Below are 24446 nucleotides of genomic sequence, written 5' to 3'. Positions count from 1 at the left end.
TCGTTCGTCGTTTCGGGGCGCGGGCTCGTCCTGCCGCCGCTCGCGCCGTTTCGTCGGGCCTCGATGCTCACCGCGAGGCGGCGACCGGGACGGCCGGGGCTCCCGCGGGCGTGCCGGTCACTCGTCGTCCCCGTCGCCCTCGTCGCCCTCGTCGCGGCCGGGGGCGCTTTTGGCCTGGTCGTAGTCGTCCCCGACGGCCACCTCACCGTCGGACGAGCCCGTCCAGGTCACGTAGAGATCGCCCAGGGGCTCGAGCTGCTCGAACGTGACGGCGGCCTCCCGGAAGAGCTCCAAGATGGCCAGGAAGCGGGCGACGATCTCGAACGTGCCCGAGCAGTCGGCGGTCAGTGCCCGGAACGTCGCCTTCTGGACTCGTCTGAGCCGCTCGACAAGGATAGCCGCCTGTTCGCGGACACTGGCGAGCGGTTGGTACATGTGGCTGACCGAGACGGACGGCGGCGCCTTCGGCGTGAACGCCCGGGCCGCGATCTTCGCCAGCTGCTCGGGCCCGATGCCGAGCACCAGCTCGGGTAGGAGCTCCGCGAACCGCTTCTCCATGGGGACGGCTCTGGGGAAACGCAGCGCCTCCTCGGCCATCCGGCCGGAGAAGACCTTCGCCACCTCCTTGTAGGCCCGGTATTGGAGCAGCCGGGCGAACAGCAGGTCGCGGGCCTCCAATAGGGCGAGGTCCTCCTCATCCTCGACCTCACCGGTCGGCAGGAGCCTGGCGGCCTTGAGATCCAGCAAGGTCGCGGCGACGAGCAGGAAGTGGCTGGTCTGGTCGAGGTCCCATTCGGGGCCGCGTGAGCGGATGTAGGCGATGAACTCGTCGGTGACCTTGTGCAGGGAGACCTCGGTGATGTCGAGCTTGTGCTTGGAGATCAATCCGAGGAGCAGGTCAAACGGGCCCTCGAAGACGTCCAGGTGCACCTGGAAGCCGTCCTTGGGCGGGCTCTCCTGCTCCGTCTCCTGCTCGATCACGCCTCTCATTGTCCCCCACGCGGCGGGTCGCCGCCGGACGGCCGCGTGAATCCCCTCGCCGTAGAGCGCGTCCGCACGGTCGTCTTCGTGGCGTCGGCCCAAAAATAGGCAGGCGGCAATGATCACGATCTGCCTACCCTGTCGTCGTGGGCACCGACATCTACGGCGTCATCGAGGCGCGTCACCCCTTAGCCGATGAGGACTGGTACGAGTGGGAGCCGTGGTCGGTGTCGATGCCCCTCTACCCGCTCTATGACGGCAGCGACTTGGACACGTTCGGCTGCCTCTTCGGCGTCCGCAACCGGCTCGGCTGGCCCCCGGTCGCAGCCGGCCGCGGCCTGCCGGCCGACGTCTCCGAAGCCGTCCGCACCGACTACGAGAACGACGCACGGATCGACGCCGCCATCCATGGCTGCACGTGGGTTTCGTGGGCGGAGCTTCGTGAGCTGGACATGACCGTCCGCCCCGCCGCGAGGGGGACGCTGCAGGTCCAGCGAGGCGGGTTGATCCACCAGTATCGGATCGACGAGCAGTGGCCCGATGAGGTCGTCGAGCAGTACGGCACACCGCCGCTGGGCGCCTCACCTGTCGACGCTCCGGCCCTTCGATGGGAGGCGGCTGGAGCGACACTCGAGTACGTCCCGGTGACCCGGCATGACGTGCTGGGCCCCGGCACCGGGTGGGAGCACGTCTTCGAAGTGATGCGGGCCCTGGCGCAACGGTTCGGTCCCGACGGCGTGCGGCTGGTCGTCTGGTTCGACTGACGGCACCGTGTGCCTCGCGGGCGTCTCACGGGCGGCTCATGGGCGTCCCGCCCGCACGCGCCCGCCGGTTATGCCTCGCCCTGGCTGAGATGTTCGCGCGCCCACGTGGAGATCTGGTCCAGCGCGGGCATGAGCGCCCGCCCTCGCTCGGTCAGCTCGTAAAACACCGCGACGGGCGGTCCCTCGTCGACGGTGCGGGCGACGAGCCCCTGCTCGGTCAGTTCGGAGAGACGGTCGGAGAGCACCGAGTCGCTCACCCCGCCGATTGCGCGCGAAAGCTCGCGGAATCCCGCAGGACCGGGCCGGAGGCATCCGAGGACGACGGCGGTCCAGCGCTTCCCCAGGAACGAGAACGCCCGACTCAGCGCCGCGTCGCCGCGCTCGCAGGCTGCCGCATCCGCGTGCGTGGGGGGTTCGAGAGCCACGCGCCAATACTAGCCCTCACCTGGTCGCTTCTATTTTCCTAGCTGCTACTCTTCTCGATGTCACCAGTAATTTACGAGTGAGGACGGAACAATGAGTGACAGTGACGGCGTGCGCACGAGCGTCGTGGTCGTGGGCGGCGGATATGCCGGCATCCGGGTCGCCAAGGAGCTCGACGACGTCGCCGACGTGACCCTGGTGAGCCCCAGTGACGCGTTCGTGCACAACGTGGCGGCCTGGCGCGCCCTGGTCGAGCCGGTGTGGCTGGACCAGATCTTCATGCCGTACGACCGCCTGCTGAGGAACGGCCGGTTCGTCCGCGACCGCGCCGTCGACGTCGACGGCCGGCGGGTCAGGCTGGCGTCAGGGAAGGTCCTGGAGCCCGACTATCTGGTGCTGGCCACGGGAAGCTCCTATCCGTTCCCCGCCAAGACGGACGCGCCGGACGCCGAGACGGCGCGGGCGAGGTTCCTGGGGGCGCACGAGGACCTGCTCAAGGCGGACCGGGCCCTGCTGGTCGGTGCCGGCCCCACCGGCCTGGAGCTCGCCGGTGAGATCAAGGCGTTCTTCCCCGACAAGCACGTGACGATCGTCGACGCGGGGCCCGACGTCCTTCACGGCCCGTTCGACCAGACGCTGCGCGACGAACTCCGGCGCCAGCTCAAGGAGCTCGGCGTCGAGGTCCTGCTCGGCAGCCCGCTCAGAGAGCTGCCCGACACGCCCCCCGCGACCTACGGCGAGATCGTCGTCACCACGGAGGCGGGCACCAAGGTGACCGCGGACATCTGGTTCCAATGCTTCGGCCTGACCCCGCAGACGGAGTATCTGGGCGGCACGCTGGCCGAGGCCCGTGACGCGAACGGCTACATCCGGGTCGACGAGAACCTCCGGGTGGCCGGGCAGGACCGGGTGTTCGCGATCGGCGACATCGGCGACGCCGACCGCAACACCGGTGGCAACGCCACCTACCAGGCCATGACGGTCGCGGCGAGCATCCGCACGCTGATCACCGGCGAGGGTGAGCTCGGCCGGTGGGAACGGTCACAGCCACTCATCGTCGTGCCCCTGGGGCCTGAAGGGGGCGCCAGCTGGTTCCCCGGCGACGACGGCGTGCTGGGCCTGGCGGGGCCTGAGGTGACCACGGGCGTGAAGGGCAAGGCCATGCTGGTCGACATGTACAGCCCGCTGTTCGACGGTCCCGGCGGCATCACGGAAGACTGAGCGCCGCGAGACGGCGCCTCGACCCGTGCGGTCCCGTATCGGGGGGACGGGACCGTGCGCGGTCAGACGCGGGAAGGCCACCTGACGAGCAGTTCGCGGGCCAGCTCGCGGTAGGCGGTGGCGCCCATCGACCCCGGGTCGAACTGCGTGATCGGCTCGCCGGCGAGGGTGGCGTCCGGGAACCGGACCGTCCGGTTGATGACGGTGTGGAAGACCTTGTCGCCGAAACCCTGCATGATCGTCTGAAGCACCTCGCGGGCGTGCAGCGTACGCGGGTCGTACATCGTCGCCAGCAGGCCGTCGATCTCGAGCTCCTTGTTCAGGCGCTCCTGCACCTTCCCGATCGACTCCATCAGCAGCGCGACGCCTCGAAGAGCGAAGAACTCGCACTCCAGCGGGATCATCACACTGTGCGCGCAGGTCAGCGCGTTGACCGTGAGCAGGCCCAGGGACGGCTGGCAGTCAATGAGGATGATGTCGTAGTGCGGCAGAAGCGGCTCCAGTGACCGCTGCAGCGCGTACTCGCGGGCGACCTCGTTGACGAGCCTGATCTCGGCGCCGGACAGGAAGATGTTGCTCGGCAGCAGGTCCATGCCCTCGACGGAGGTGTTCAGCAGGACGTCTTCGACCGTGACGTCCGGCTCCTCCATGATGAGGTCGTACATGGTCGACTCAAGCGGCCGGGGATCGATGCCCAAGCCGACCGACAGCGCGCCCTGGGGGTCGAAGTCCACGAGCAGCACCCGCTGACCCACTTCGGCCAGTGCGGCACCCAGATTGATCGTGGTGGTCGTCTTGCCGACGCCGCCCTTCTGGTTCACCATCGCCACGACCCGCGCGGGACCGTGCGTCTCCGGCGGTAGCGGCTCGGGGAACACGGGGCGGGGGCGACCGGTCGGCCCGATCTCACCGCCGGGAGTCCCCGCGGTCCACGTCGCATCTGTGGTCGCAGTCAACTGTTGAACCTCCCTGACGGCCATAAACCTGATCGAATTTAGAGCGTAGGCCCCCACGCGGCAAGGCGGCGCGCCCGGGACCGCGATATTCGGCGCTTGCTGCCTGCGAAATCGACTGCTTTCAGTGCCGGGCCCGGGGGTGGGCGGCCGCATAGACCTCGCGGAGCTTGTCGACCGTCACCAGCGTGTACACCTGGGTGGTGGTCACCGATGCGTGGCCGAGCAACTCCTGGACCACCCTAACGTCGGCGCCGCCGTCCAGGAGATGCGTTGCGAATGAATGCCGCAACATATGCGGAGAAACACCCGAAAGACCGGCTCGTTCTGCCGCCGCCTGGAGGACCTCCCACGCGCCCTGGCGGGTCAGCCGCCCGCCTCTGGCGTTGAGGAACAACGCCGGAGTCCCACGCCCGTGTGCGGCGATCTTGGGCCTGGCCCGCACCATGTACGCGTCGAGCGCCTGGCGGGCGAACCGGCCCAGCGGGACGATCCTCGACCTGCCGCCCTTGCCGCGCAGGCGCACCTGGTCGTGGTCGTCGCCTGCGGGTACGGAGACGTCGTCCACGGCCAGGCCCACCGCCTCCGATATTCGGGCGCCCGTGCCGTACAGGACCTCGAGGAGGGCGCGGTTGCGGAGGGTCAGCGGGGCGTCCTCCGGGCCGGACGCGGCGATGAGCCGCTCCACCTCGGCGACGGTGATCGCCTTGGGCAGTCTGCGGAGCTGGCGCGGCGGCCTGACCTCGTGCGCGGGGTCGTCGCCCGTCACGCCCTCGCGCACGGCGAAGCGGTGCAGGCCGCGCACGGCCGACACCGCCCGGGCCGCCGAACTGGCGACCAGGGCGGGGTGCTCCTCGTCCCCCTCCCTCAGGGAGGTGAGGAACGCGACCACGTCCGACTCGGCGATCTGGGAGAAGGACTCCAGCCCGCGCCCCTCAAGATGGTCGAGGTAGCGGCGCAGGTCACGGCGGTAGGACGCGAGCGTATTGGCAGCCAGACCGCGCTCCACCGCCAGATGGGCGAGGTAGCTGGACAGCACCGCCTCGGGCTCGCTCAGAACGTCCCCCTATGGACTCATGCCTCCGGCGCGTCGGCGGGACGAAGCCCCTTGAATCCGTCGGCGGAAGCGGCGTACGCGGCGAGAATACCGGCGACGGCCGGAGAATTGTGGATCATTCCTGCCAGGGCCTTCTCGACCGCTTCGGACAAGGGGATCCAGATCGCCGGCATGTCGATCTCCTCGTCCTTGCGGACGAAGTCGTCCTCGTCTTCGGGCAGCGGCTCGACGTCGCGGGCGAGGAAGACCCGGATCCGCTCGTCGCTCATGCCGGGCGAGGTGTACACGTCGACCAGCGTGTGCCAGGTGGCCGCACGGTAGGAGGCCTCCTCTGCCAGTTCGCGCGCCGCGCAGTCCACCAGCGGCTCGCCGGGAACGTCGCGGATGCCCGCGGGGAGCTCCCACAGCAGGTGGCGCGCCGGGTGCCGGTATTGGCGGATGAGCAGCACGCGCTCGTCCGCGTCGAGCGCGACCACCGCGACGGCGCCCGGATGCACCACGTAGTCGCGCTTGGCCGCCGAGCCGTCGGGCATGCGCACCTCGTCGGTCCGCACGGAGATCACCCGTCCGGAGAAGTGCTCCTGCGAACCGCTGATCTCCCAGGACTCCTTGATGTCTTCGACGTTCACTTGGTACGGCCCGCCTTCGCGACGGTCTCACGGGCGTCGGCGTACACCAGGGCGGCCTGGACCAGCCCCTTGAAGAGCGGATGGGCCCGGGTGGGCCGCGAGCGGAACTCGGGGTGCGCCTGGGTGCCGATGAAGAAGGGGTGCTGGTCGGCCGACATCTCGGCGTATTCGACGAGCCTGCCGTCGGGCGACAGACCGGAGAACACCATGCCGATCTTCTCCAGGCGCTCGCGGAAGGAGTTGTTCACCTCGTAGCGGTGGCGGTGCCGCTCCTCCACCTTGGCCTTGCCGTACAGCTGGCGGGCCAGGGAGCCCTCGAGGAGGTTGGCGGGGTAGAGCCCGAGCCGCATCGTGCCGCCCATGTCGCGGTCGCCGGAGACGACGTCCTCCTGGTCGGCCATGGTCGAGATCACCGCGTCGGCCGTCTCCGGGTCGAACTCGGTGCTGCCCGCGTCGGCGATGCCCGCGAGGTTGCGCGAGGCCTCGATCACCATGCACTGCATGCCGAGGCAGATGCCGAGCAGCGGGATCTTCTCCTCGCGGGCGTGGCGGACCGCGCCGACCTTGCCCTCGATGCCGCGCACGCCGAACCCGCCGGGGATGAGCACGCCGTCCACGCCGTCGAGCTCGCGCGCGGCGCCCTCGGGCGTCTCGCAGTCGTCGCTCTTGACCCAGCGGATGTTGACGCGGGCGTCGTTGGCGAAGCCTCCGGCGCGCATCGCCTCGGTGACCGACAGGTAGGCGTCGGGCAGGTCGATGTACTTGCCGACCAGGGCGATCGTCACCTCCCTCGACGGGCGGTGCACACGGTGCAGGAGCTGGTCCCACTCCTTCCAGTCCACGTCGCGGAACGGCAGGCCGAGCCGCCTGACGACGTAGGCGTCGAGCCCTTCGGTGTGCAGGACCTTCGGGATGTCGTAGATCGACGCGGCGTCCACGGCCGACACCACGGCGTCCTCGTCCACGTCGCACATCAGGCTGATCTTGCGCTTGAGCGAGGTGGTGATGGGCCGGTCGGAGCGGCAGACGATGGCGTCGGGCTGGATGCCGATGCTGCGCAGGGCCGCCACGGAGTGCTGGGTCGGCTTGGTCTTCAGCTCGCCGCTCGGCCCGATGTACGGCAGCAGCGACACGTGGAGGAAGAAGACGTTGTCGCGGCCCACCTCGTGGCGCACCTGGCGGACGGCCTCCAGGAAGGGCAGCGACTCGATGTCGCCGACGGTGCCGCCGACCTCGGTGATGACCACGTCCACATCGGGCCTGGCCATGGCGCGGATGCGGTCCTTGATCTCGTTGGTGATGTGCGGGATGACCTGCACGGTGTCACCCAGGTATTCGCCGCGCCGCTCCTTGGCGATCACGTTCGAATAGACCTGCCCGGTGGTCACGTTGGCGGAGCCGTGGAGCTCGGTGTCGAGGAACCGCTCGTAGTGGCCGACGTCGAGGTCGGTCTCGGCGCCGTCGTCGGTGACGAACACCTCACCGTGCTGGAACGGGTTCATCGTCCCGGGGTCCACGTTGAGGTAGGGGTCCAGCTTCTGCATGGTGACCCTGAGGCCACGAAGCTTGAGGAGGCGTCCGAGGCTGGAGGCGGTGAGCCCCTTGCCGAGGCTGGAGGCGACGCCGCCGGTGACGAACAGATGCTTGGTCAGTGCTGGCCTGGAGTGGGCGTCGCTGCTGCGCAAGAAGGGCTCCCGTGGTCGTTAACTGTGCTCGGCCGCCGGATCGGCGACCGCCATGCCACGGGCTCTCAGAATATCAAACGCTTTGCATGATTGGGGCCCCCACGTGCGCGAACCCACCATGGTCACCAGCCCGACCAGGGGGTACCTTGTCCCGTTATGTCGATCGTGAAGCGCCTCGTCGGGCGGCTGGCCCACCGGGGGTGGGCCTACGTGCGCGAGGCCGCCGCCCTCAGCCCCGGTTCCACGGGCGGCTACCGGTTCCGCCGTTTCGGCGAAGGCGCCTGCGTTTCGTTCCCGCTCGGCGCGATCTTCGGTGAGGCGTGGATCGAGATCGGCGACCACACGCTGATCGGGGAGCGTGTGTCGATCTCCGCCGGGATGGGCCCCGGCGTCGACCTCGGGCCGGACTCGATCGTGCGGATCGGCCGGGCGTGCTCCATCGGCCGCGGCAGCCACATCGTCGGCCACCAGTCGATCGACATCGGCGACGACGTGTTCACCGGGCCGTACGTCTACATCACCGACCAGAACCACGTGTACGACGACCCGGAGACGCCCATCGGGCGGCAGTGGCCGCGCAACAACCCGGTCTCGATCGGCTCGGGCTCGTGGCTGGGGACCGGCGCGATCATCCTGCCGGGCACCCGGATCGGGCGACAGTCGGTCGTCGCCGCCGGAGCCGTCGTCCGGGGTGAGTTCCCCGACCACTCGGTGATCGCGGGCGTCCCCGCCAAGATCGTGCGGCGGCACTCCCCCGAGCGGGGGTGGCACAGCCCTCTCCTGCCGGTTCCACCCGCCGACCCGTTGCCCGTCCCTGATCCCCGTACGGCTCCGCGCGCCGGCGAACCGGCCGACGAACGCCTAGCCCCTGGTCAGCAGCAGCTGATGTAGGGGCTCTCCGCGGCCTCGTTGTGGGCGTCCGGCGCCACGGCCGCGGCTCCGGCGGCCAGGCCCGCGCAGATGAGCGCCGCCACCAGGATGTTCCTCACGTACGCGCGCACAGCGCCTCCTTGTCGTTGATCGCATTCATCGAATCAGGAGGTCGCGGATTTTTCATCAAATGTCAAGAAATCATGACAATAAAGCCGACGACGGCGACGTGGGAGACGGCCCTGGCCGCCCGGTCAGGCGTGTCCCAGGATTCGCGCCCGCTCCTCCAGGGCGCGCCGTTCGTCGTTGCGGTCACCGCTCTCCCGGGCTGCCCGCAGGGCCTCGGCGATGTGTTCCGCCGCCCCTTCGGCGTCGCCGAGCAGCCGGCACGACCTCGCGAGGGCGACCAGGGTCTGCGACAGTTCAAGGCTCTGGGCGCACCGGGCGAAGCTCGCCACCGCCTCTTTCAGGTGCTCACGCGCCGCCGCAGCGTCGCCGCCCGCGAGGGACGCCTCGCCGAGCCGCCGCAGCGTCATCGCCTCGTGCATGACGTCACCCGTCTCCCGGGCCCGTTCCAGGGCCTGCCGAAGCACCGGGGCGGCCTCGCCGGGCGCCCCCAAAGACGTGTGGGCCTCCCCCGCCATGATCAACGCGTACCGCTCGCCCGGGGCCGAGCCGACACGCCTGCTGATGACGAGCTGACGCTCGGCGAAACGCAGCGCCTCGTCGTGGCGCTGCAGGAGGAGGTGAGCGCTGGCGAGGTTGCCGAGCGCCCGCATCTCGCCGAGGCCGTCACCCATCTCGTGGCAGAGGTCGAGCTCCGCCTTGAGGCACTCCAGCTCGGCCTCGTCGTCGTTGAGCGCGCGGTAGGCCATCGAGAGCATGGCGAGAGCGTGCGACTCGCTTTCCCGGTCCCCGAGGCGGCGCGCGGCGTCGAGGGCCGCCGCGCCGAGCGCGCGCATGTCATGGCGGTGCCGATGCGCCGCGGGGTGCCAGCGCAGGCTGAGGGCCAGGGCGACGGCGAGGCGCTCGTCCGCCTCCTCGGTGTTCCACGCCTGACCGGCGAGCGACAGCAGGTTGGGCAGTTCCCGCTCCAGCCAGCGCTCGGCGTCGGGCCGGTCGCGCAGGGGCAGCGGAGACTGCGGCACCTCGGGCACGACTGCGTGCACCCGATGCGGCTCCACCAGTCGTACGGCGGCGCCTGTGGTGGCGAGATGGAAGCCCAGGACACGGCGGAACGCGGCGGAACGCTCCCCCGGCTCGGTGTCCTGCGCCCGTTCCTGCGCGTACAGCCGTATGAGGTCGTGCATGGTGTAACGGTCGGGGACCGGCGCGTCGACCAGCCGCGCGTCGACCAGTCTCTCGACGACCTCCTCCGCGGCTCTGTGCGGCAGGCCGAGCAGTGCGGCCACCGCCTCCAGGCCCACGTCGGGCACCCGCAGAAGCCCGATGAGGCGGAACGCGCGTGCCGCATCGCGCTCGACGGCCTGCTCGCTGCCGTCCAGCGCCGCGTAGCTGACCGCGATGCTGCCGCGCACGCCGGCCTCGCCGCTGCGCAGCTCGTCGAGCCGCCTGCTCTCGTCCTCCAGCCGCTCGATGAGCATGTCGGCCGTCCAGCCGGCCCGGCTTGCCAGGCGTGCGCCCGCGACGTGCAAGGCCAGGGGGAACCCGTCGCACAGGCCGGCCAGCCGTTCGACGGCCTTCTCCGAGTAGCCGACGCCGCCCGACCGGAACCTCCGCTCGAGCATCGCGACGGCCTCTTCGCGCGGCAACGGCCCGAGGTCGACGTGCGACCCGGGAGCCGCCCGGGCCAGGCTCTCCCGCGAGGTCAGCAGCACGGTGGACCCCGCCGTCATCGGGAGGAGGGGGCCGACCTGCGCGATCGACGCGGCGTCGTCCAGGAGGAGCAGCACCCGCCGGTCGTGCAGCAGCGTGCGCAGCGCCGAGGCCGCCTCGTCGGCGTCCGGGGGGATGTCCGTCTCCGGCGTGCCGAACGTGCGCAGGAGCCTGCCCACGAGCTCCTCGGTCTCCAGCCGGCGCACGCCCGGCATCGCGCCGCGGAGGTTGACGTACACCTGCCCGTCCGGGAAGTCGCGGGCGGCCTCGTGCGCGGCGCGCAGCGCGAGGGCGGACTTGCCCGTCCCCGGGGGCCCGCAGACGGCGACGACCGGCGCGGGCGCGGCCCCGCCCGGCGGGACGAGCCAGGAGACCAGCCGCGCGAGCTCGTCCGCCCTTCCCACGAAGTGCGGCACGTCAGAGGGCAGCTGCCTCGGCACCGCCCGCCTGCCTGTCTCCGCCACGGGCGCGGCCGGGGAGAGCCCGGGATCGGCGTCGAGGATGCGCTGATGCAGCAGCTGAATGGAATGGGCGGGCTCGACGCCCAGCTCGTCGACCAGGCGGCCGCGCAACTCCTGGAACGCCTCCAGCGCGTCGGCCCGCCTGCCGTCGCGCGACAGGGCGAGCATCAGCTGTTCCCACGGGCGCTCCCGCAGCGGGTGGTCGCCCACCCACGCGCGGAGGGAACCGATCATCTCGGCGTGCATGCCTAGGTCGAGCCGCGCCTGCGCCCAGTCTTCGAACACGCTCATCCGCTGCTCGCGCAACTGCGCGGCGATCTGCTCGAGCCTGAGCGTGAGCGGCACGTCCTGGAACGGGTCGTCACGCCACAGCAGGAGAGCCCGCTGGAACAGGGCCTCGGCCTGCCGCGGATCGCCGGACTTGAGCGCGGTCCTGCCCTTCGCGGCGAGGTCGGCGAAGGCGGGCAGGTCGAGTTCGCCGGGCCGTACGGCGATGCGGTAGCCGTCCCCCGCGGTCTCGATGGGCGAGGCCTCGCCGGAGGGCGACAGCAGCCGGCGCAGGTCTGAGACGTAGGTCTTGAGGTTGCCGCGGGCCGACGCGGGCGGCGTGCCGTCCCACAGATGCTCGATGAGCCGTCCGGCGGGCACGACTCTGCCCGCGTCCACGAGCAGCGCGACGAGCACCTGGCGGTGCTTGGGACGGACGACGTGGATCTCCCGGCCCGTGTCGTCGCGGACCCGGACAGGACCGAGGAGCCGGTACTCCACGCGGCCTCCGGCGATGAGGCGATGAGTCGTGAAACGCCCTAGATCCTAGGCATCCGCCCCTCACACAGCAAGATCGCCAGATGAGTCGGCGGTGTCTGTGTGCTCGCGTCCGTCCCGTGGAGCGAAGGCTGCCAGAGCGTCCGCGTCGGTTGCGCGCGCGTGCAAGAAGTAGTCGGCCCACTCCGCGATCTCGGGGTAGGAGGAGTCCTGGCTGACCTGTGAGACGGCGGATTCGATGTCGAATTCGGTGGCTCGTAGTTCGACGCCAGGACCCAAGAGGGCCCAGTGAGCTCCGCTTCGCCCGTAGGGCATGCCCACGCTGCCGGGGTTGATCACCAGCCGGCCATGGGCGAGGCGGACGAACGGCATGTGGGTATGGCCGCAGACGACGGTGCGGACGTCGGCGTCGAGCCCGCTGAGCACTTCCTCCCAACGAGCGAGGCGCGAGTCGACCAGAACGACCTCTTCGTCATCCCGGGGAGTGGCGTGGCAGAACAGCACCTGCCCCAGGCCCCGCACGGGCAGGGAGAGCGACTGCGGCAGCCGGCTGAGGATGTCGAGGTGGTCTTCGCGTAGTTGGCCGGCAGCCCAGGGGGCGATCGGATCGGGGATCGACTCGCGGTGCCCGCGGCGGTACTCAAGAAGTTCCCGGTCGGCGTTTCCACTGATCCAGGCGACCCGGTCGCCGAGGCCGGTCAGCAGGTCGAGGACCTGGGTGGGTTGTGGACCTGCGGTGATGTCGCCGGTGAGCACGATGCGGTCAGCAGCGCGCACATCCGGTTCCGCGAGCACGGCCTCCAGGGCCGGCAGGACTCCGTGAATGTCGGACAGTACCGCCACTCGATTCAGCATGCTCACCACTCTGGCCGCCGCCCACTAACCATGCGATTACCTATTTGTGGCCACTATTCGTCGTCGTGAGTGAATCTTCTTATGGGAGCGACCGCTCGGCGGCCTCACCGGCCGACTCCCCTCACCCCTCACCTACTCTCGTAGGGCCCCCCGTTCCTCCGGAGGCCGGCCCGTACGGCATGCCTGGGTCCTACGGAACTCTTCAGAGCCCTTACGGCGGCCCCTACCCGCCTCTGCAGAATTACCTGACCCCGTAGAAGACCAACGGTTTCGCGATCGCCGCCCTCGTCCTCGGCGTTATCGGCGTCGTCTTCCTGTCGCTCATCTTCGGCGTCGTCGCGCTGGTGCAGATCGGCCGGCGCGGCGGCCAGGGCAGGGGCGTCGCGATCGCCGGCCTGATCGCGTCAGGTGTGTGGATCCTCTTCGTCGGCCTGGTTGTCCTCTTCGGCGTCATGGGCTCCGCTCAGCGGGACGCTGCGGGCAAGGTGATCCGGAGCGGGTCGGTGTCGATCGGCAGCGTGCACGTCGGTGACTGCGTGGACGGCCTGGCCAACGGCGAGGTGGCCACCAGCGTGACGGCCGTGCCGTGCACCCAGCCGCACGACGCCGAGGTCATCGCCAATGTGGCCCTGCCCGCGGGTGACTGGCCGGGCGTCGACGCCACCCACCAGGAGGCGAGGTCCATCTGCGAGCAGCAGGTTGCCCAGAAACTCGCGAACAGCCCGATGCTCGACCGGCTCCGGATCCTCGACCTCTTCCCACACAACAAGGCCGCGTGGGACCGGGGTAACCCGATCACCTGCCTCGTGGTCGACCTGCAGAACGGCGGCCGGCTGACCGGCCCGGTCGGTTCCTGATGACCTCGGAACACGAAGAAGGGGCGGGCGGCCGAGTGCTCTGGAAGAGGACATCATGATCAGTACCACGCCGGCGCAGCGGGCCCTCCTGCTCGCCGAGTTCCCGGAGTTGCTGGACTTCGCGCGGCCGGCCTTGCGGCTCCATCCGCGTCCCGGGGTCACGGAGATTGGTGACAGCTCGGTCGGGGGACCTTTGCTGTGGCCGGCTGACGAACCCTGGCCAACCTGCACGGAACCCCATCTCGTGGAGCGGGTGTCCACACTGTCCACAGAGGAGTCCGCGCGCAGGCACGAGGACTCGATTGCCCGTCGGCGCCGGTCATTGGAGCACTTGGAGAAGCTCGGCGGAGCAGTTCCTGATCTCGTCGAGCAGGCACGGGCCGCGCTGGCGAAGGCTGAGTTCGGTCCGCGGCACATGGTCGGCGTCTCCCGTGAGGCGGAGCCGTCCGGGGAGCCCGTGGTGATGGCTCCGGTGCTCCAGTTGTTCGAGCGTGATGCTCCGGGCATAGCGTTCGCCGACGACTCGGACCTGGTCCAGGTGCTGTGGTGTCCGGCGCAGCACGCATCCGGCCTTGGGCCGCGGCCGGTCGTCTTCTGGCGCCGTGTCGCTGAAATCGATGCCTGTCGTGAGGCGGCTCCAGCACTCAACCGGGTTTTCAGGGACAGCTGGGTGCCACTGATGTGCGTCGTCCATCCTGAGTCCGTACTCGAGTTTCCGCCCATCTGCACGCTGGAAGACGAAACGTCCACTGGACTGTTCGGGCTGCTTCCTGCGTCGCTGGAAACCAGGATCCGCGAGTGGGACGCGGCGGAAAACCTGCCGGAGGAACTGTCGTATGTGAGGCTGGCACACGCGCCGGGTTGGAAGGTCGGGGGGTGGGAGTTCAGCGCTCCCGAGGATGACGCCCTGGTCGACTGCGCTTGCGGAGCCCCGATGCGGCCGCTCTTGGAGACGTACAGCAACGAGGAACTCGCAGGCCCGTGGTCCCCGAGCAGCGGACCCGACTTCGTCTGGGGCGATCCGGAGAATTGGACCGACCAGGAACCCACTGGCGTGAAAGTCGCCCGCAACGGTGCCTTGTGGATCCGGATCTGCAGCGTCAACCCTCGGCACCCGATCGATGTCGGGCTCTTCTAAGCAACCGTCTGCCTGACGTGCGTTGGAGGTCGCAATCGGGGACAGGGGCGTGAGAAGACCGGCTACCGGCCGGCGAGAGCGGCTTCGCCGTCCGGCCGTGCTCTGCGGCGCTCGTGCCAGAGCGCCGCACCGGTGACCAGCGCGCCCAGTCCCTCCCAGAGCCCCACGCCGAGGAAGCTGTCCGGCGCGACGTCGGCCAGGACGAGCGTGGTGAAGACGGTGAAGGTGACCACGCGGAAGGGCACGGTCCAGAAGAAGAAAGGCCGGAAGTCGACGGCCGCGGCGAGGACGTAGTAGACGCCCATGTTCACCGAGGCCATGGACGAGGCGGTCATGAAGACCCGCGTGTAGTCGCCGGACGCGCGCTGCTCCGCGCCGATGCTCACGAAGCCCACCATGGCCAGTTGCGCGTCGGGGGCCACCAGACCGACCAGTCCGAGCACAAGGGCCATGAACCCGAACACCGCCATCGTCCACCCTGAAAGGGACCGCGGGAGCCGCACGGACGTCCTCCTTCGCCGCAGACCGGTGGATCTTCGAGGCTGCACGATCTTTGATCGTGCATTTCATCACGAGGTGGCCCTCAGCCGACACCCCTTCACCGGGCCCGTCGCGCTGGATCTGCACTTCACCAGCAGGCGGAAGAATCCGCCCGCGATCCACAACGTTGCCAAGCACGTTCTCGATCTCCTGGATGAGGCTGACCCGGCCGTCCGGCCCCGCCGGCGGAGCGTGCTCTACCGGGACGACCGGTCGACCTGGTGCGTGAGCTGTTCAGGCTGGTCGACGACGACCTGGGGCAGACCGTCGACGCGCTCGAGGCCACCGCCGGCAGCATGCGTACGCTCGACCGCACTCCCGAGCGGCCGGTAGCCAGGGAGGGCTGGGCAGTGAGTGACACGCAGCCAGGATCGGTGTGGGCGCTGTACGCGCGGGCGGCCGACGTACAGCAGGTGCGGGCCCAGCTCGCCGAGCTGCGCGCCTATGTCGACGGCGAGACTGGCGGCCACGTGCACGCGGAGTGCTACGACCGTGGCCGCCCCGGCGTCGGCCTGGAGGCGGTTCTCGCACTGGCCCGGGCGGGGTCGTCGACCGGATCCTCGTGAAGGACGCCCCCCGGCTGGGCCGCCAGCTCCACGCGCTGAGCGAGTTCGGCGAGACGGGCGCGCAGCTGTTCTACCTCGACCGCATCCGCGCGCAGGGCGGCACAGCGGTGCCTGTGGAGTTGGAGGCACAGGTCCGTGAGTTGTTCGACGAGGCCGGCGCGGGCCCGGACGACGTCGCCGAGCTTCCCCGTCGTGGTTCCACGACGGGGTGCTCGCGTTGCTGCGCCAGCGGATGCAGCAGGCGCAGCCGGCGACCACTCAGGCGGACGCGCCGCCCGGGTACGGAGTCACCCCGGACGTGATCGAGGCGCGGCTTCGTGCGGCTGACGCGGAGTGGTTCTTCGCCGCCCGCGTCATGCAGCTGGGCCAGCCGCAGGCCTGACCGGGGCGCTGATCTTCTCCGTCGTGCCCTCTATCCCGTCGGCGCGGGTTTGATGGCGAGGTTCGCGACGGTGGCGTGGTCTGCCTCGAGACTGAAGACCTGGGTGAAGCTGAAGCTCGCCCGTTTCGTGTCCGAAGGCAGGTGCCCGGGGAAAACGACCACCCCGTCGATCCGTACGCCGGGCGGGACGGTCGTGGGCCACCGGCTGCGGAACGGGTCCCCGCTCAGCGTGGTGCCGTCCGCCGCGCTGAGCTGGCTGTATCCGTACACGGGAAGCGACAGCGACTCGGAACCCCGGTTGCGCGCGGACAGCTCGACCCGGGTGAAGTGTGACGTGACCAGGATCCGCCGGACGGTGAGAGTGAGGGATCCGGACGTGGCGGTCTTCTGCGCTCTGAGGACGTTGCTCCCCGGCTCGTCGCCGGTGACGTAGCCGCCGACATAACGCACGCCCAGGGCGACGGCGGCCGCACCGCCTCCGCACAGCGCGATCACCAGCAGCACGGCGGCGATGGCCGGCATTCCACGCGACCGCTTCTGCGGGGTGGCGGGAGGCCAACGGAGCTGATCGCTCGGCGCGCTCGGCGGCGATCCGCCGTCCCCCTGCACGACCGTGATGACACCGGTGATGGCGACGAGCCCGACGACCAACCCAAGACCGATGGGGTTCGTCCAGTCCTTGCCGGCGAAGCTGATGGCCGCGTCGAGGGCGATGCCGACGACAGTGGCGATCATCGAGAAGAGGATCGCGCGGGCTAACCGCCCACCGCCTATCCGCCGCATGAGCACCACCATCTCGTGGTAGGCCTGACTGCCAGATGTTCAGGAAGGGCGTCCGCTCCGCTGCCGTGAGGCTTTCTTTCACGTCTCGGGCCCGAGTTCATGATCTCCGAGGTGGCGTCCTCACACAATGGGTCACTTCGCCGGAACGATCACCGTGCGCGCCTCTCGGACTCCGCATGAAATCACAGCTGGTACGGATAGAGCCAGATCTCGGGCGATCGAAATGAAATGACGTCGTGCGGCTTGAGCCTCGCCCTTCGGCCGGCGTCCGGGATTTCGATCAAAAGAATGTCCGTGCCCGTCCTGAGTTCGACCACGTGATCGTCCTCCTCGCCGACGCCGAGCACCTCCCCGGTGACGCGCACGTCCTCGCCGATCTCCGAGATGGCGGGAACGCCCGGCGCAGGCTCCTCCCATTCCTGGACCTCTTCCGGAATTTCGAACTCGACGTCGTAGAAACCCTCGTTGGCGGGCGTGGATCCCTTCCAGCGCCCGGTCGCGGTGCCGATCTCGCATCGGAACGAGACGATTCCCTGGGCAGGGTCCACGACTCGGAGAATCTCCACTCTCACTACTTCAACCCCAAAGGAACCCGCTGCATCGTATTGCCGACGGTCCACTGGTTTATCACAGAGTTCCAATCCCACGTTTCCATGTGGTAGTGGAACCTGTTCGGTGTCGAGTCCATTTCGTGTTTCCCTATTCGAATGCTGCGACGTCCATCGGCCGACACGAGCCGGTCGGGATCGGGAAGCCCGGTCCGCGGGTGCGTGTTCGTGTAAGGCCCCTCCCCCAGGAAATCCCTCCATGCCGCATCCGCCTGTGAAGGTTTGAGAGGCTTGGGCGCCTTCACCTCCGGCAGGTTGACCACTGTTTCAGCGGGACCGCAGTTGTGGACGAGGACGGGGGTCGTGCCGGCCACCACGTAGAACGTGTGGAATCCGTCCACGGTCAGGTCGTGGACCACGGGGTGGCCCTGGGCCACGGCTGCGGAGACGACGCGCACGGTCCGGCCGTCCGGCGTGCGGACGACGTCGGCGGCGGTCAGCTGGTCCGCGCGGACCCAGGTGTGATCGTCGGCGTCCCAGAACAGGTGGTGCTCGGTGGCGAGGATGACGCCCGTCGCCGCGCCCTTGCCCCCGTCGGTGTCGACGGTGACCTGGACGAGGTCGACGTAGCCGACGCCGGAGGAGACGGCCGTGACGGCCTTCGCGACGGTCTTGCCGGTGGCGGGGTCGGTCGCCAGGACCTTGTCCCCGGGCTTGACCTTCTCGATCGCCTTGGTGGTGCCGTCGGCCAGCTTGACCAAGGTTCCGGCGGGGAAGCTGTCGCAGCCGGACGGCTTGGCCGAGCCCGCGCGGGGGCCTCCGCCTGCGCCCTTGGCCGCGCCCTCTGCGGCTTCGGCTCCGGCCGCGGCATCCTCTGCCGCGCCGCCCGCGCGTCCGACCGCGGCCCGCACCTTGCCCGCGGCCCTGCTGACGGCTCCGCTGACGGCCCGGCCCGCCGCCGTGGTGGCGAGCTTGCCCATGACCGCGGACACCGCCTTGCCGGCGACTCCGCCCGCCGCGCCGATGACGGCCCCGACGGCGGCGGCCTTGAACGCCCCTCCCGCGCTCCACTCGTCACGCGGCGTGGAGACCAGGTAGCCCGCCAGGTTGCCCGCCGCTCCCCCGGCGGCCGCGCAGCCGATGCTGCCCGCCCCTCCGGTCGCCGCCTCGCATCCGATGGTGACGACGATGGCGACCGTGACGCTGACGATGGTGGCCTTGTGCTGGTTCCAGAAGTTGTGCGCCTTGCAGCCGAAGTCCCACCGGCCGCAGTGCGGCGGGCTGCTCGGCGCGGGAGGACTGAAGTCGGGAAGTGGCGGGCGTTTGCCGCTGCTGCCGCCTTTGGGTTTGCCGCCGAAGTTCGGGTTGTCGTAGTCGCAGTGGTACGCGGTGCAGAACGGACCGTCTTCCGGCCTCAGCCCCGAGGGGTCGGACTTCGCGACCGGGCTGTTGTCGGCGTAGGCGTAGCCGTTCCAGCTCTGCGGGTCCGACGCGTCGAACACCGGGTCCACGGAGATGAACCGTCCGGTCTCGGCGTCGTACTCGCGGGCGCCCAGATGGGTCAGTTCGGTGCTCTGGTCGACGGTGCCGCCGACGAAGCCCCGCTCCCCCGGCCAGGACGCGGGCGAGGGGCCGCGGATCTGTCCGAAGGGGGTGAACCGTCGCCGGGTGGTCGCCTGCGCGGTGGTGTCGTCGACGGCGGTGTCGGCGCTTCCGTGCTGGTCGGCGCCGAGCCAGGTCACCCCGCGGGTGGTGCGGACGGCGACGGTCTGTCCCGCGTGGGTGTAGTAGCGGGTCGCGGTCTTGGCGCCGGTCTTGGTGTCGAGCCGGATCTCCATGCCCGCGACGTACAGGGTGGCCGAGCCCGGATCCCGGCGGATGAGCCGCTCACCGCCGGCGTCGTAGACATAGGTGCTGACGCCTGAGGGGTCGGTCGATCTCGCGAGATGCCCTTCGACGTCCCATTCGAGCAGGCGGTCGTCGCCCCGCTCGGTGGTGTTGCCCACGGCGTCGTAGGCGTAGTCGTCGGTCTGCCCGTCGCGGGGGCCGCCCTGGTAGGAGACCGAGGTCAGGGTGTGCGGCTGCGGGTGGCCCTGGCCGGCGTAGGCGAAGGTCTTGGTGATATCACCGGTGGGGTCGTGATCGACCTCCTCGGTCCGGTTGCCGACGACGTCGTAGGAGAAGGACTGCCAGTACGGCGCGGGCCCGCCGACGATCGACGGCGAGGGGGCGCTCGCGCAGCCGTCGGTGGCGGTCCACGCCTCGGTGAGCCGTTGCAGGGTGTCCTGCTTGAAGCACTGCACGTCCTGGGGTTGTCCCGAGGGCGTGTCGGCGATCTTGGTGATGTTGCCGGAGTCGTCGTAGGTGTAGTTGGTGTCGGCCACCGAGATGGGCGCGGTCTCCCGCTCGAAGAGGGAGCGGGTGAGCCGGTTGGTGCCCTCCTCGTAGAAGTTGGTCTCCTTGACGCGCTTGCCGCCGGTCGACATGGTCATGTCGAGCACCTGGCCGAGCTTGGAATAGGTCGTCGAGGTGACGTAGTCGGTCAGGCCGCGCGTCGTGGTCGGATCGCCTAGCTCGTCGTAGCCGTACAGCATCGTCTCGCCGAGCAGGCCGCCGGCGGCGGGCAGGACGGTGCGGTGCACGGTGCCGTCGGGGTTGTAGTCGGTGCTCGTCTTGTAGGTGCCCGCCAGGCCGCCCTCGGCCGCCGGGATGACCGTCTGGGTGCCGGTGGGCCGGTAGGCGTCGTCGTATCCGGTGATGGAGCTGACGTAGGCGTCCATCGCGCCCGTGGCGGGGTTCTTGACGTACCGCGTGGAGGAGACGGGCTGGCCCTTGGCGGCCGTGCCGCTGGGCAGCGTGTCGAAGGCCCACTCGGCGAGCTTGGTGCCGCTCGGGGAGGTGCCCGCGTATTCGGCGGTCTTGCGGCCGAGCGCGTCGTAGGTGAAGAACAGGCTGGAGCCGCGCGCGTCGGTGACCGTCTGGAGCCAGTCGGTCCTGTCGTCGTACTTCAGCGTCGCGGTGCCCTTGTCGGGGTCGTCGACCTGGACCAGCCGCCCCCGCAGGTCGTACTGGTAGCTCCAGGCGTTTCCCGCGGCGTCGGTGACCGTGGCGGGCTGCCCGGCCCGCGTGTAGGTGTATTTGACCGCGTCGTAGTCGCCGGTCGGGTCGTCGCCCTTGTACTGCCGCAGCTCGGTCGTCTCGCCCTGCGCGTTCACGATCTCGGTGGTGGGGGTCGCGCCGGGCGGCGGGTCGACGCTGGTGCGGTCGCCGCCGTACGTCGTGGTGGTGCGCCACTGCTCGCTGCCGCGCTTGCGGAAGATCTGCGCGGTTGGCCACTCCATCCCGTTGTAGACCGTGACGGTCTGGCCGGGCACGTCGTCGTCGCTCGCCGGGGTCCACAGCGTCGTGCCGGGGGCGCCCTCGGTGTAGTAGGCCTGGTCGGTCTTGGCCACCAGGCCGCGGGTGTCGTAGAAGACGCCGTCGACCACCCTGCCGCCGCCGGGTGCGGGCTGCTGGGTCTGCCGCTGCCGCAGGAGCCCGTCGTACAGCGCGTATCCCGTGGTGTAGGTGGCGCCGTCGTTGCGGAGCGTCGAGGTGGAGACGGCGGTCGGCCCGTCGGTGCGGATCAGGTAGCCGAACTTCATGCTCGGGGCCGAGGGGAACGACGCCTTGGCGTGGCCGGGCATCCAGACGCCGGTCAGGCGGCCGAGCGGGTCGTAGGCCATCTCGGCGCGCTTGCCGTTCGGGTCGGTCGTCGCGGTCGCCACGCCCCACGCCGGATCGATCTGGGTCGTGCTGGTGAAGCCGAGCGCGTTGGTCTCCTGCTTTGCGGTCAGCAGGCCGGTGGCCGGGGTGTAGACGGTCCTCGTCGTGGCGCCGGTCGCGTCGGTGACCACCAGCGGCCGGCCGTACCCATCGAAAGTGGTGGTGCCGGCGGTGACGTAGACCGGGCCTCCGTCCCATGAGCCGAGCCGTTCGGTCCTGGTCACGTCTCCCCTGGCGGGGGCGGCGCCGAACGCCATGCCGTCGTAGTACTTGCGCACGTCGGACACCACGTCGGCCGGCCGGTCGGGGGTGGCCGAGCACGCCTTGGTGACGGTCTCCACCCGTGTGGCGTAGGAGACCAGCCATTTCGCGGCGTCGCGGGCGTAGGTGGTGCGCACGCACTGGTCGTCGGCGGGGTCGGCCACGTCGCCGAGGTCGCCGACCTGCGTGGGCAGGCCGTCGGCGTTGTAGGAGGTGTCGGTCGCGGTCCGCCGCCAGCCTCCGGCGGCCAGGGCGGTCCGGGTGCGTTCCTCGTCGGGGCGCACCATCTGGGCGGTGGTGGTGCCCCAGGAGCGCACGCGCTTGCCGGTCTGCTTGACCCAGTAGCCGGTGATCGTGCCCGTCAGCGCGGGCCCGCCGGCGCCGTCGTAGTGGATCTCCTCGAGCATCCGGCCCTGCAGGGCCTCGGCGTCGGGCACGGATGTGCCCTCGGAGTCGGCGACCTTCACGTCCCGGGTGCCGCCGCCGGACAGTTCGTCGCCGTCCATGCCGCGGAAGTAGGTGAGCTCGGCCTTCGACTGCGTCTGGCCGGGCGCTCCGCTCAGCACCCGCACCTTGCCGTAGCCGCGCCACTGCGACCAGGTCTTGTACTTCTCCTTGGTCAGCCCGTCGTCGTCATCGTGGTGCCAGGCGCCGCCGCCGAGGTACTCGTAGGTGTCCACCACGTCCGGCGCCCCGCCGGTACGGTCGACCTGCTGCACCTGGGTGACGACGTACTTGTGGAACCAGTCCAGCTGGGGCGTGATCGCCCCCTCCGGCGACGAGTACTGCGGGAAGCACCGCCGGGCGTTGGCGTCGGGCGCGGGGGTGTCGCCGGCGACGCAGTCGGGATCGGAATAGGTGACCGACAGGGAGCCGCCGGTCTCGTTGTCGACAGCCGAGACCCGCCACTTGGTCAGCGGGGGCCGCCCTTCGAGCGCGTCGACCCGGTTGGGCAGCTGCACCCCGGAGAACGTCACCTCGGGCAGCGACGCGCTCCCTCCGACCTTGCCGGTGTGCTCGATCCCGGCCAGCCAGAGCGTCGCGGCGGTGCCGTCCCCGGGGGCGCGCATCTCCTGCCTCAGCGTCCAGGTGTCCACGTCCGCGTAGGAGGTGCCGGAGGTCAGGACCTGCGTGGTGACGCCGGCCAGCCGCTTGGTCGTCCAGAACGTCGGGGAGTACCTGTCGAGGCACTTGTCGCCGGAGTCGCATTTCTGGTCGTACGGAACGTCCGGCCAGAACTTGGCGTTGTCCTTGGTCAGCTTGTCGGCGGCGCAGTCGAAGGCCGAGGTCGGGATGCACCGCTCCTTGGCATCGAAGACGACGCGGGCGGGGGCCGAGGTGGTGAACACGGCGTCGGAGCGCTGCCCGTAGTCGATGCGCTTGAGGTAGCCGCCACGGGTGTAGACGGTCGGCGTGCCGTTGGGCTGGCCGTCGGTCAGGGTGGTGACGTCACGCCGGTAGTAGTTGGTCTCCGGGGTGTACCAGAACGTGCTGACCGTGCCGTGCGGGTCGACGACGTAGTCGAGGTTCCACCGCCACGCCTGCTGGCACCAGGAGTCGTCGAATCCGGAGTCCTTGTGGCACGGCTCGCCGTCGTCGTCGCCGTAGACCGGGACCGTCCACGTCGACTTGGTCTCCGGCTTGCCGCTCGCCCATCCGGGCAGGTGGTTGAGCCCGAAGTAGTACTGGGTGCCGTCGGGGGTGGTGACCCGCCAGTGCTCGCCGCCGTTGGCTCCGTTGTCGGCGTCCTTGAGCCGCTCGACCTTGGACCCGTCGTCGTCCTGCGGCTGCCAGGTGCCGGTCGCGTCGTCTCTGACGAGTTCGGTGGCCTGGCCGTTCAGCGACAATGTGGCGTTGTCGGTGCCCCAGCACTGGTCGGACCGCTTGGGGGTGACGCCGTCGTCGGCGCACTGCTTGTATTTGCGCTCGATGAAGCCGGGCCAGTAGTCGAAGCCCTCCCCGATCCAGGAGGCCTGGTTGTTGGTGGCCACGGTTCGGCCGTCGACGCTGCCGGAGGAGTAGGCGAATCCGATCTCGGGGGCGGGACCGCCCGGAGGGGGCGGCACGCGCAGCGGATAGGACCAGGAGAAGGATCCGCTCTGCTCGCTGACGCTCCACGTCGCCGACGGGGACAGGGCGGTCGCCTCGTAGGTGCCCGCCGACCCGGACGGCGCGGCCTCGGCGGCCAGCGTGATCGAGGCCGCCGACGCGAGGCCCACATCGGCGGCGAGGCGCCCGGCCTTCACGTCGTTGCGGGTGGCCAGCGGAGTGCGCGTCTGGCATTCGGGCCGATCGGGGGTCGTGGCCGCGCAGTCGGGCAGCCTGACCAGCCGCAGTCGCGAGGCCCAGTCGCCTCCGTAGGCGTACCGGAAGCCGGAGTAGTCGATCTCGACCGCCATGCGGGCGGGGCGAGCCGGTCGGGTGAGCGGCGTCAGCCGGATGCCGAGACCCTCGATGCCGGACATGCCGGCCGTACGGGCGTCGAGCGTGCGGACCTCCACCGACGGCGCGGGCGACGCGGCAGCCGTACCGGATCCGGCGGAGGGCGAGCCGGGAGAGACTCCGGAGGACGCGGCTCCGGCCGGTCCCCTCCTCCCGGCCGGAGCCCCGGCATCCCCCTGCGGGGCGGAAAGCGCGGGCCCCAGCCACACCGGTAACGCTCCGGCCTTCACTTTGGTGCCACCACGCACAAGATCGGCACCGTTTTGCGGATCAATGTCCGTTTTCACGCCGGATCTGGCAGGATCCGTCTGGCTCGGCGCCGCCCCTGCCGGTGTCTCTACCGGTGTCTCTGCCGGCGCCTCGGGCAGGCGCACCACCGCGGCGCCCGCCGCCGGCCAGACCACCGGCGGCGCGCCCTTCAGGTCGTACCTCGCCCCAGGGTCCGTCACGGGCCCTCGTGCCGTGGCGGCGTGTCCGGGCACGGGGTGTTGCGCCTGGGCGGCGTGCCATCCCGGGACGCCGGCGGCCTCGGCGGCCCCCGGGCTGAGCAGCGCGGCGGGCACCACGACGGCGAGCGTTCCGGCGATCAGCTTCCAGCCTCGCGTGGGACCGGGCACGGTTTCCTCCGGGGGGTGACACGTCTGCGGGAACGGTGGGCGGGTGG

Annotated in this window: 20 protein-coding genes; 7 read left to right on the top strand and 13 right to left on the bottom strand. The window is 70.2% G+C overall.

Annotated elements, in window-relative coordinates; genetic code table 11:
- Nucleotides 1-117: 117 nt before the first annotated feature.
- Nucleotides 118-990 (bottom strand): segregation and condensation protein A, encoded by an 873-nt coding sequence (locus Pth03_RS12210; protein ID WP_203944284.1) that lies wholly within the window; start codon nt 988-990, stop codon nt 118-120.
- Nucleotides 991-1127: 137 nt separating this feature from the next.
- On the opposite strand from Pth03_RS12210, the gene Pth03_RS12205 reads away from it, so the two are divergent.
- Nucleotides 1128-1745: a hypothetical protein gene (locus Pth03_RS12205; protein ID WP_203944283.1), complete on the top strand. Its 618-nt coding sequence runs from the start codon at nt 1128-1130 to the stop codon at nt 1743-1745.
- Between the two features lie 68 nt (nt 1746-1813).
- Here the strand turns inward: Pth03_RS12205 and Pth03_RS12200 are convergent, their stop codons facing one another.
- Nucleotides 1814-2170: a winged helix-turn-helix transcriptional regulator gene (locus tag Pth03_RS12200; protein WP_203944282.1), complete on the bottom strand. Its 357-nt coding sequence runs from the start codon at nt 2168-2170 to the stop codon at nt 1814-1816.
- Nucleotides 2171-2261: 91 nt separating this feature from the next.
- Here Pth03_RS12200 and Pth03_RS12195 point away from each other — a divergent pair, with 91 nt between their 5' ends.
- Nucleotides 2262-3389, top strand: coding sequence for an NAD(P)/FAD-dependent oxidoreductase (locus Pth03_RS12195; RefSeq protein WP_203944281.1), 1128 nt, complete (start codon nt 2262-2264; stop codon nt 3387-3389).
- A 62-nt stretch (nt 3390-3451) separates the two neighbouring features.
- On the opposite strand, the gene Pth03_RS12190 is transcribed toward Pth03_RS12195, so the two are convergent.
- The 4 genes from Pth03_RS12190 to pyrG all read right to left on the bottom strand — a co-directional run bounded on the left by Pth03_RS12190 (nt 3452) and on the right by pyrG (nt 7713).
- Entirely contained in the window at nt 3452-4345 is an 894-nt protein-coding gene (locus tag Pth03_RS12190) for a ParA family protein (protein WP_373318530.1), read from the bottom strand.
- A 121-nt stretch (nt 4346-4466) separates the two neighbouring features.
- Nucleotides 4467-5381: a site-specific tyrosine recombinase XerD gene (xerD, locus tag Pth03_RS12185; protein WP_239118955.1), complete on the bottom strand. Its 915-nt coding sequence runs from the start codon at nt 5379-5381 to the stop codon at nt 4467-4469.
- Nucleotides 5382-5416: 35 nt separating this feature from the next.
- Nucleotides 5417-6028, bottom strand: a complete 612-nt coding sequence (locus Pth03_RS12180; protein WP_239118954.1) for an NUDIX domain-containing protein — start codon at nt 6026-6028, stop codon at nt 5417-5419.
- The gene (pyrG, locus tag Pth03_RS12175) at nt 6025-7713 is read right to left on the bottom strand and encodes a CTP synthase (RefSeq protein WP_275413086.1); all 1689 of its coding nucleotides are present in this window, start codon (nt 7711-7713) and stop codon (nt 6025-6027) included. The genes Pth03_RS12180 and pyrG overlap by 4 nt, the downstream gene beginning before the upstream one ends.
- A gap of 156 nt (nt 7714-7869) precedes the next feature.
- Between pyrG and Pth03_RS12170 the strand changes: the two genes are divergently transcribed.
- Complete coding sequence (locus Pth03_RS12170; protein ID WP_203944279.1) at nt 7870-8604, top strand: acyltransferase; 735 nt, start codon at nt 7870-7872, stop codon at nt 8602-8604.
- Here the strand turns inward: Pth03_RS12170 and Pth03_RS42045 are convergent.
- From Pth03_RS42045 to Pth03_RS12160, 3 genes are all read right to left on the bottom strand, one after another.
- Nucleotides 8586-8714, bottom strand: coding sequence for a hypothetical protein (locus tag Pth03_RS42045; RefSeq protein ID WP_275413085.1), 129 nt, complete (start codon nt 8712-8714; stop codon nt 8586-8588). The genes Pth03_RS12170 and Pth03_RS42045 overlap by 19 nt on opposite strands.
- Nucleotides 8715-8837: 123 nt before the next feature.
- Nucleotides 8838-11648 (bottom strand): AfsR/SARP family transcriptional regulator, encoded by a 2811-nt coding sequence (locus tag Pth03_RS12165; protein ID WP_203944278.1) that lies wholly within the window; start codon nt 11646-11648, stop codon nt 8838-8840.
- 60 nt (nt 11649-11708) lie between these two features.
- The gene (locus Pth03_RS12160) at nt 11709-12500 is read right to left on the bottom strand and encodes a metallophosphoesterase family protein (protein ID WP_203944277.1); all 792 of its coding nucleotides are present in this window, start codon (nt 12498-12500) and stop codon (nt 11709-11711) included.
- Nucleotides 12501-12775: 275 nt separating this feature from the next.
- On the opposite strand from Pth03_RS12160, the gene Pth03_RS12155 reads away from it, so the two are divergent.
- Together Pth03_RS12155 and Pth03_RS12150 are read left to right on the top strand one after the other, a co-directional pair.
- The gene (locus tag Pth03_RS12155) at nt 12776-13357 is read left to right on the top strand and encodes a septum formation family protein (RefSeq protein WP_275413087.1); all 582 of its coding nucleotides are present in this window, start codon (nt 12776-12778) and stop codon (nt 13355-13357) included.
- Nucleotides 13358-13688: 331 nt separating this feature from the next.
- Nucleotides 13689-14495, top strand: coding sequence for a hypothetical protein (locus Pth03_RS12150; protein ID WP_203944275.1), 807 nt, complete (start codon nt 13689-13691; stop codon nt 14493-14495).
- 62 nt (nt 14496-14557) lie between these two features.
- On the opposite strand, the gene Pth03_RS12145 is transcribed toward Pth03_RS12150, so the two are convergent.
- Nucleotides 14558-14998 (bottom strand): hypothetical protein, encoded by a 441-nt coding sequence (locus tag Pth03_RS12145; protein ID WP_239118953.1) that lies wholly within the window; start codon nt 14996-14998, stop codon nt 14558-14560.
- A 258-nt stretch (nt 14999-15256) separates the two neighbouring features.
- Between Pth03_RS12145 and Pth03_RS12140 the strand changes: the two genes are divergently transcribed.
- Both Pth03_RS12140 and Pth03_RS12135 read left to right on the top strand, forming a co-directional pair.
- Nucleotides 15257-15601 carry a hypothetical protein gene (locus Pth03_RS12140; protein ID WP_203944274.1) on the top strand — a complete coding sequence of 115 codons (345 nt, stop codon included), beginning with the start codon at nt 15257-15259 and terminating at the stop codon, nt 15599-15601.
- Between the two features lie 217 nt (nt 15602-15818).
- Nucleotides 15819-15983 carry a hypothetical protein gene (locus Pth03_RS12135; RefSeq protein ID WP_203944273.1) on the top strand — a complete coding sequence of 55 codons (165 nt, stop codon included), beginning with the start codon at nt 15819-15821 and terminating at the stop codon, nt 15981-15983.
- Nucleotides 15984-16013: 30 nt separating this feature from the next.
- On the opposite strand, the gene Pth03_RS12130 is transcribed toward Pth03_RS12135, so the two are convergent.
- The 3 genes from Pth03_RS12130 to Pth03_RS12120 form a co-directional block, all read right to left on the bottom strand.
- Nucleotides 16014-16718: a hypothetical protein gene (locus tag Pth03_RS12130; protein ID WP_203944272.1), complete on the bottom strand. Its 705-nt coding sequence runs from the start codon at nt 16716-16718 to the stop codon at nt 16014-16016.
- Nucleotides 16719-16948: 230 nt separating this feature from the next.
- A complete protein-coding gene (locus tag Pth03_RS12125) occupies nt 16949-17314 on the bottom strand; it encodes a hypothetical protein (protein ID WP_203944271.1) in 366 nt (121 codons plus the stop codon).
- Between the two features lie 23 nt (nt 17315-17337).
- Entirely contained in the window at nt 17338-24399 is a 7062-nt protein-coding gene (locus Pth03_RS12120; RefSeq protein WP_203944270.1) for a polymorphic toxin-type HINT domain-containing protein, read from the bottom strand.
- Nucleotides 24400-24446 lie beyond the last annotated feature (47 nt).

The organism is Planotetraspora thailandica (genome assembly GCF_016863335.1).
Taxonomy (GTDB): Bacteria; Actinomycetota; Actinomycetes; order Streptosporangiales; family Streptosporangiaceae; genus Planotetraspora; species Planotetraspora thailandica.
Note: the sequence above shows the minus strand (reverse complement) of the source record. Positions and strands in the feature narration are given on the sequence as shown.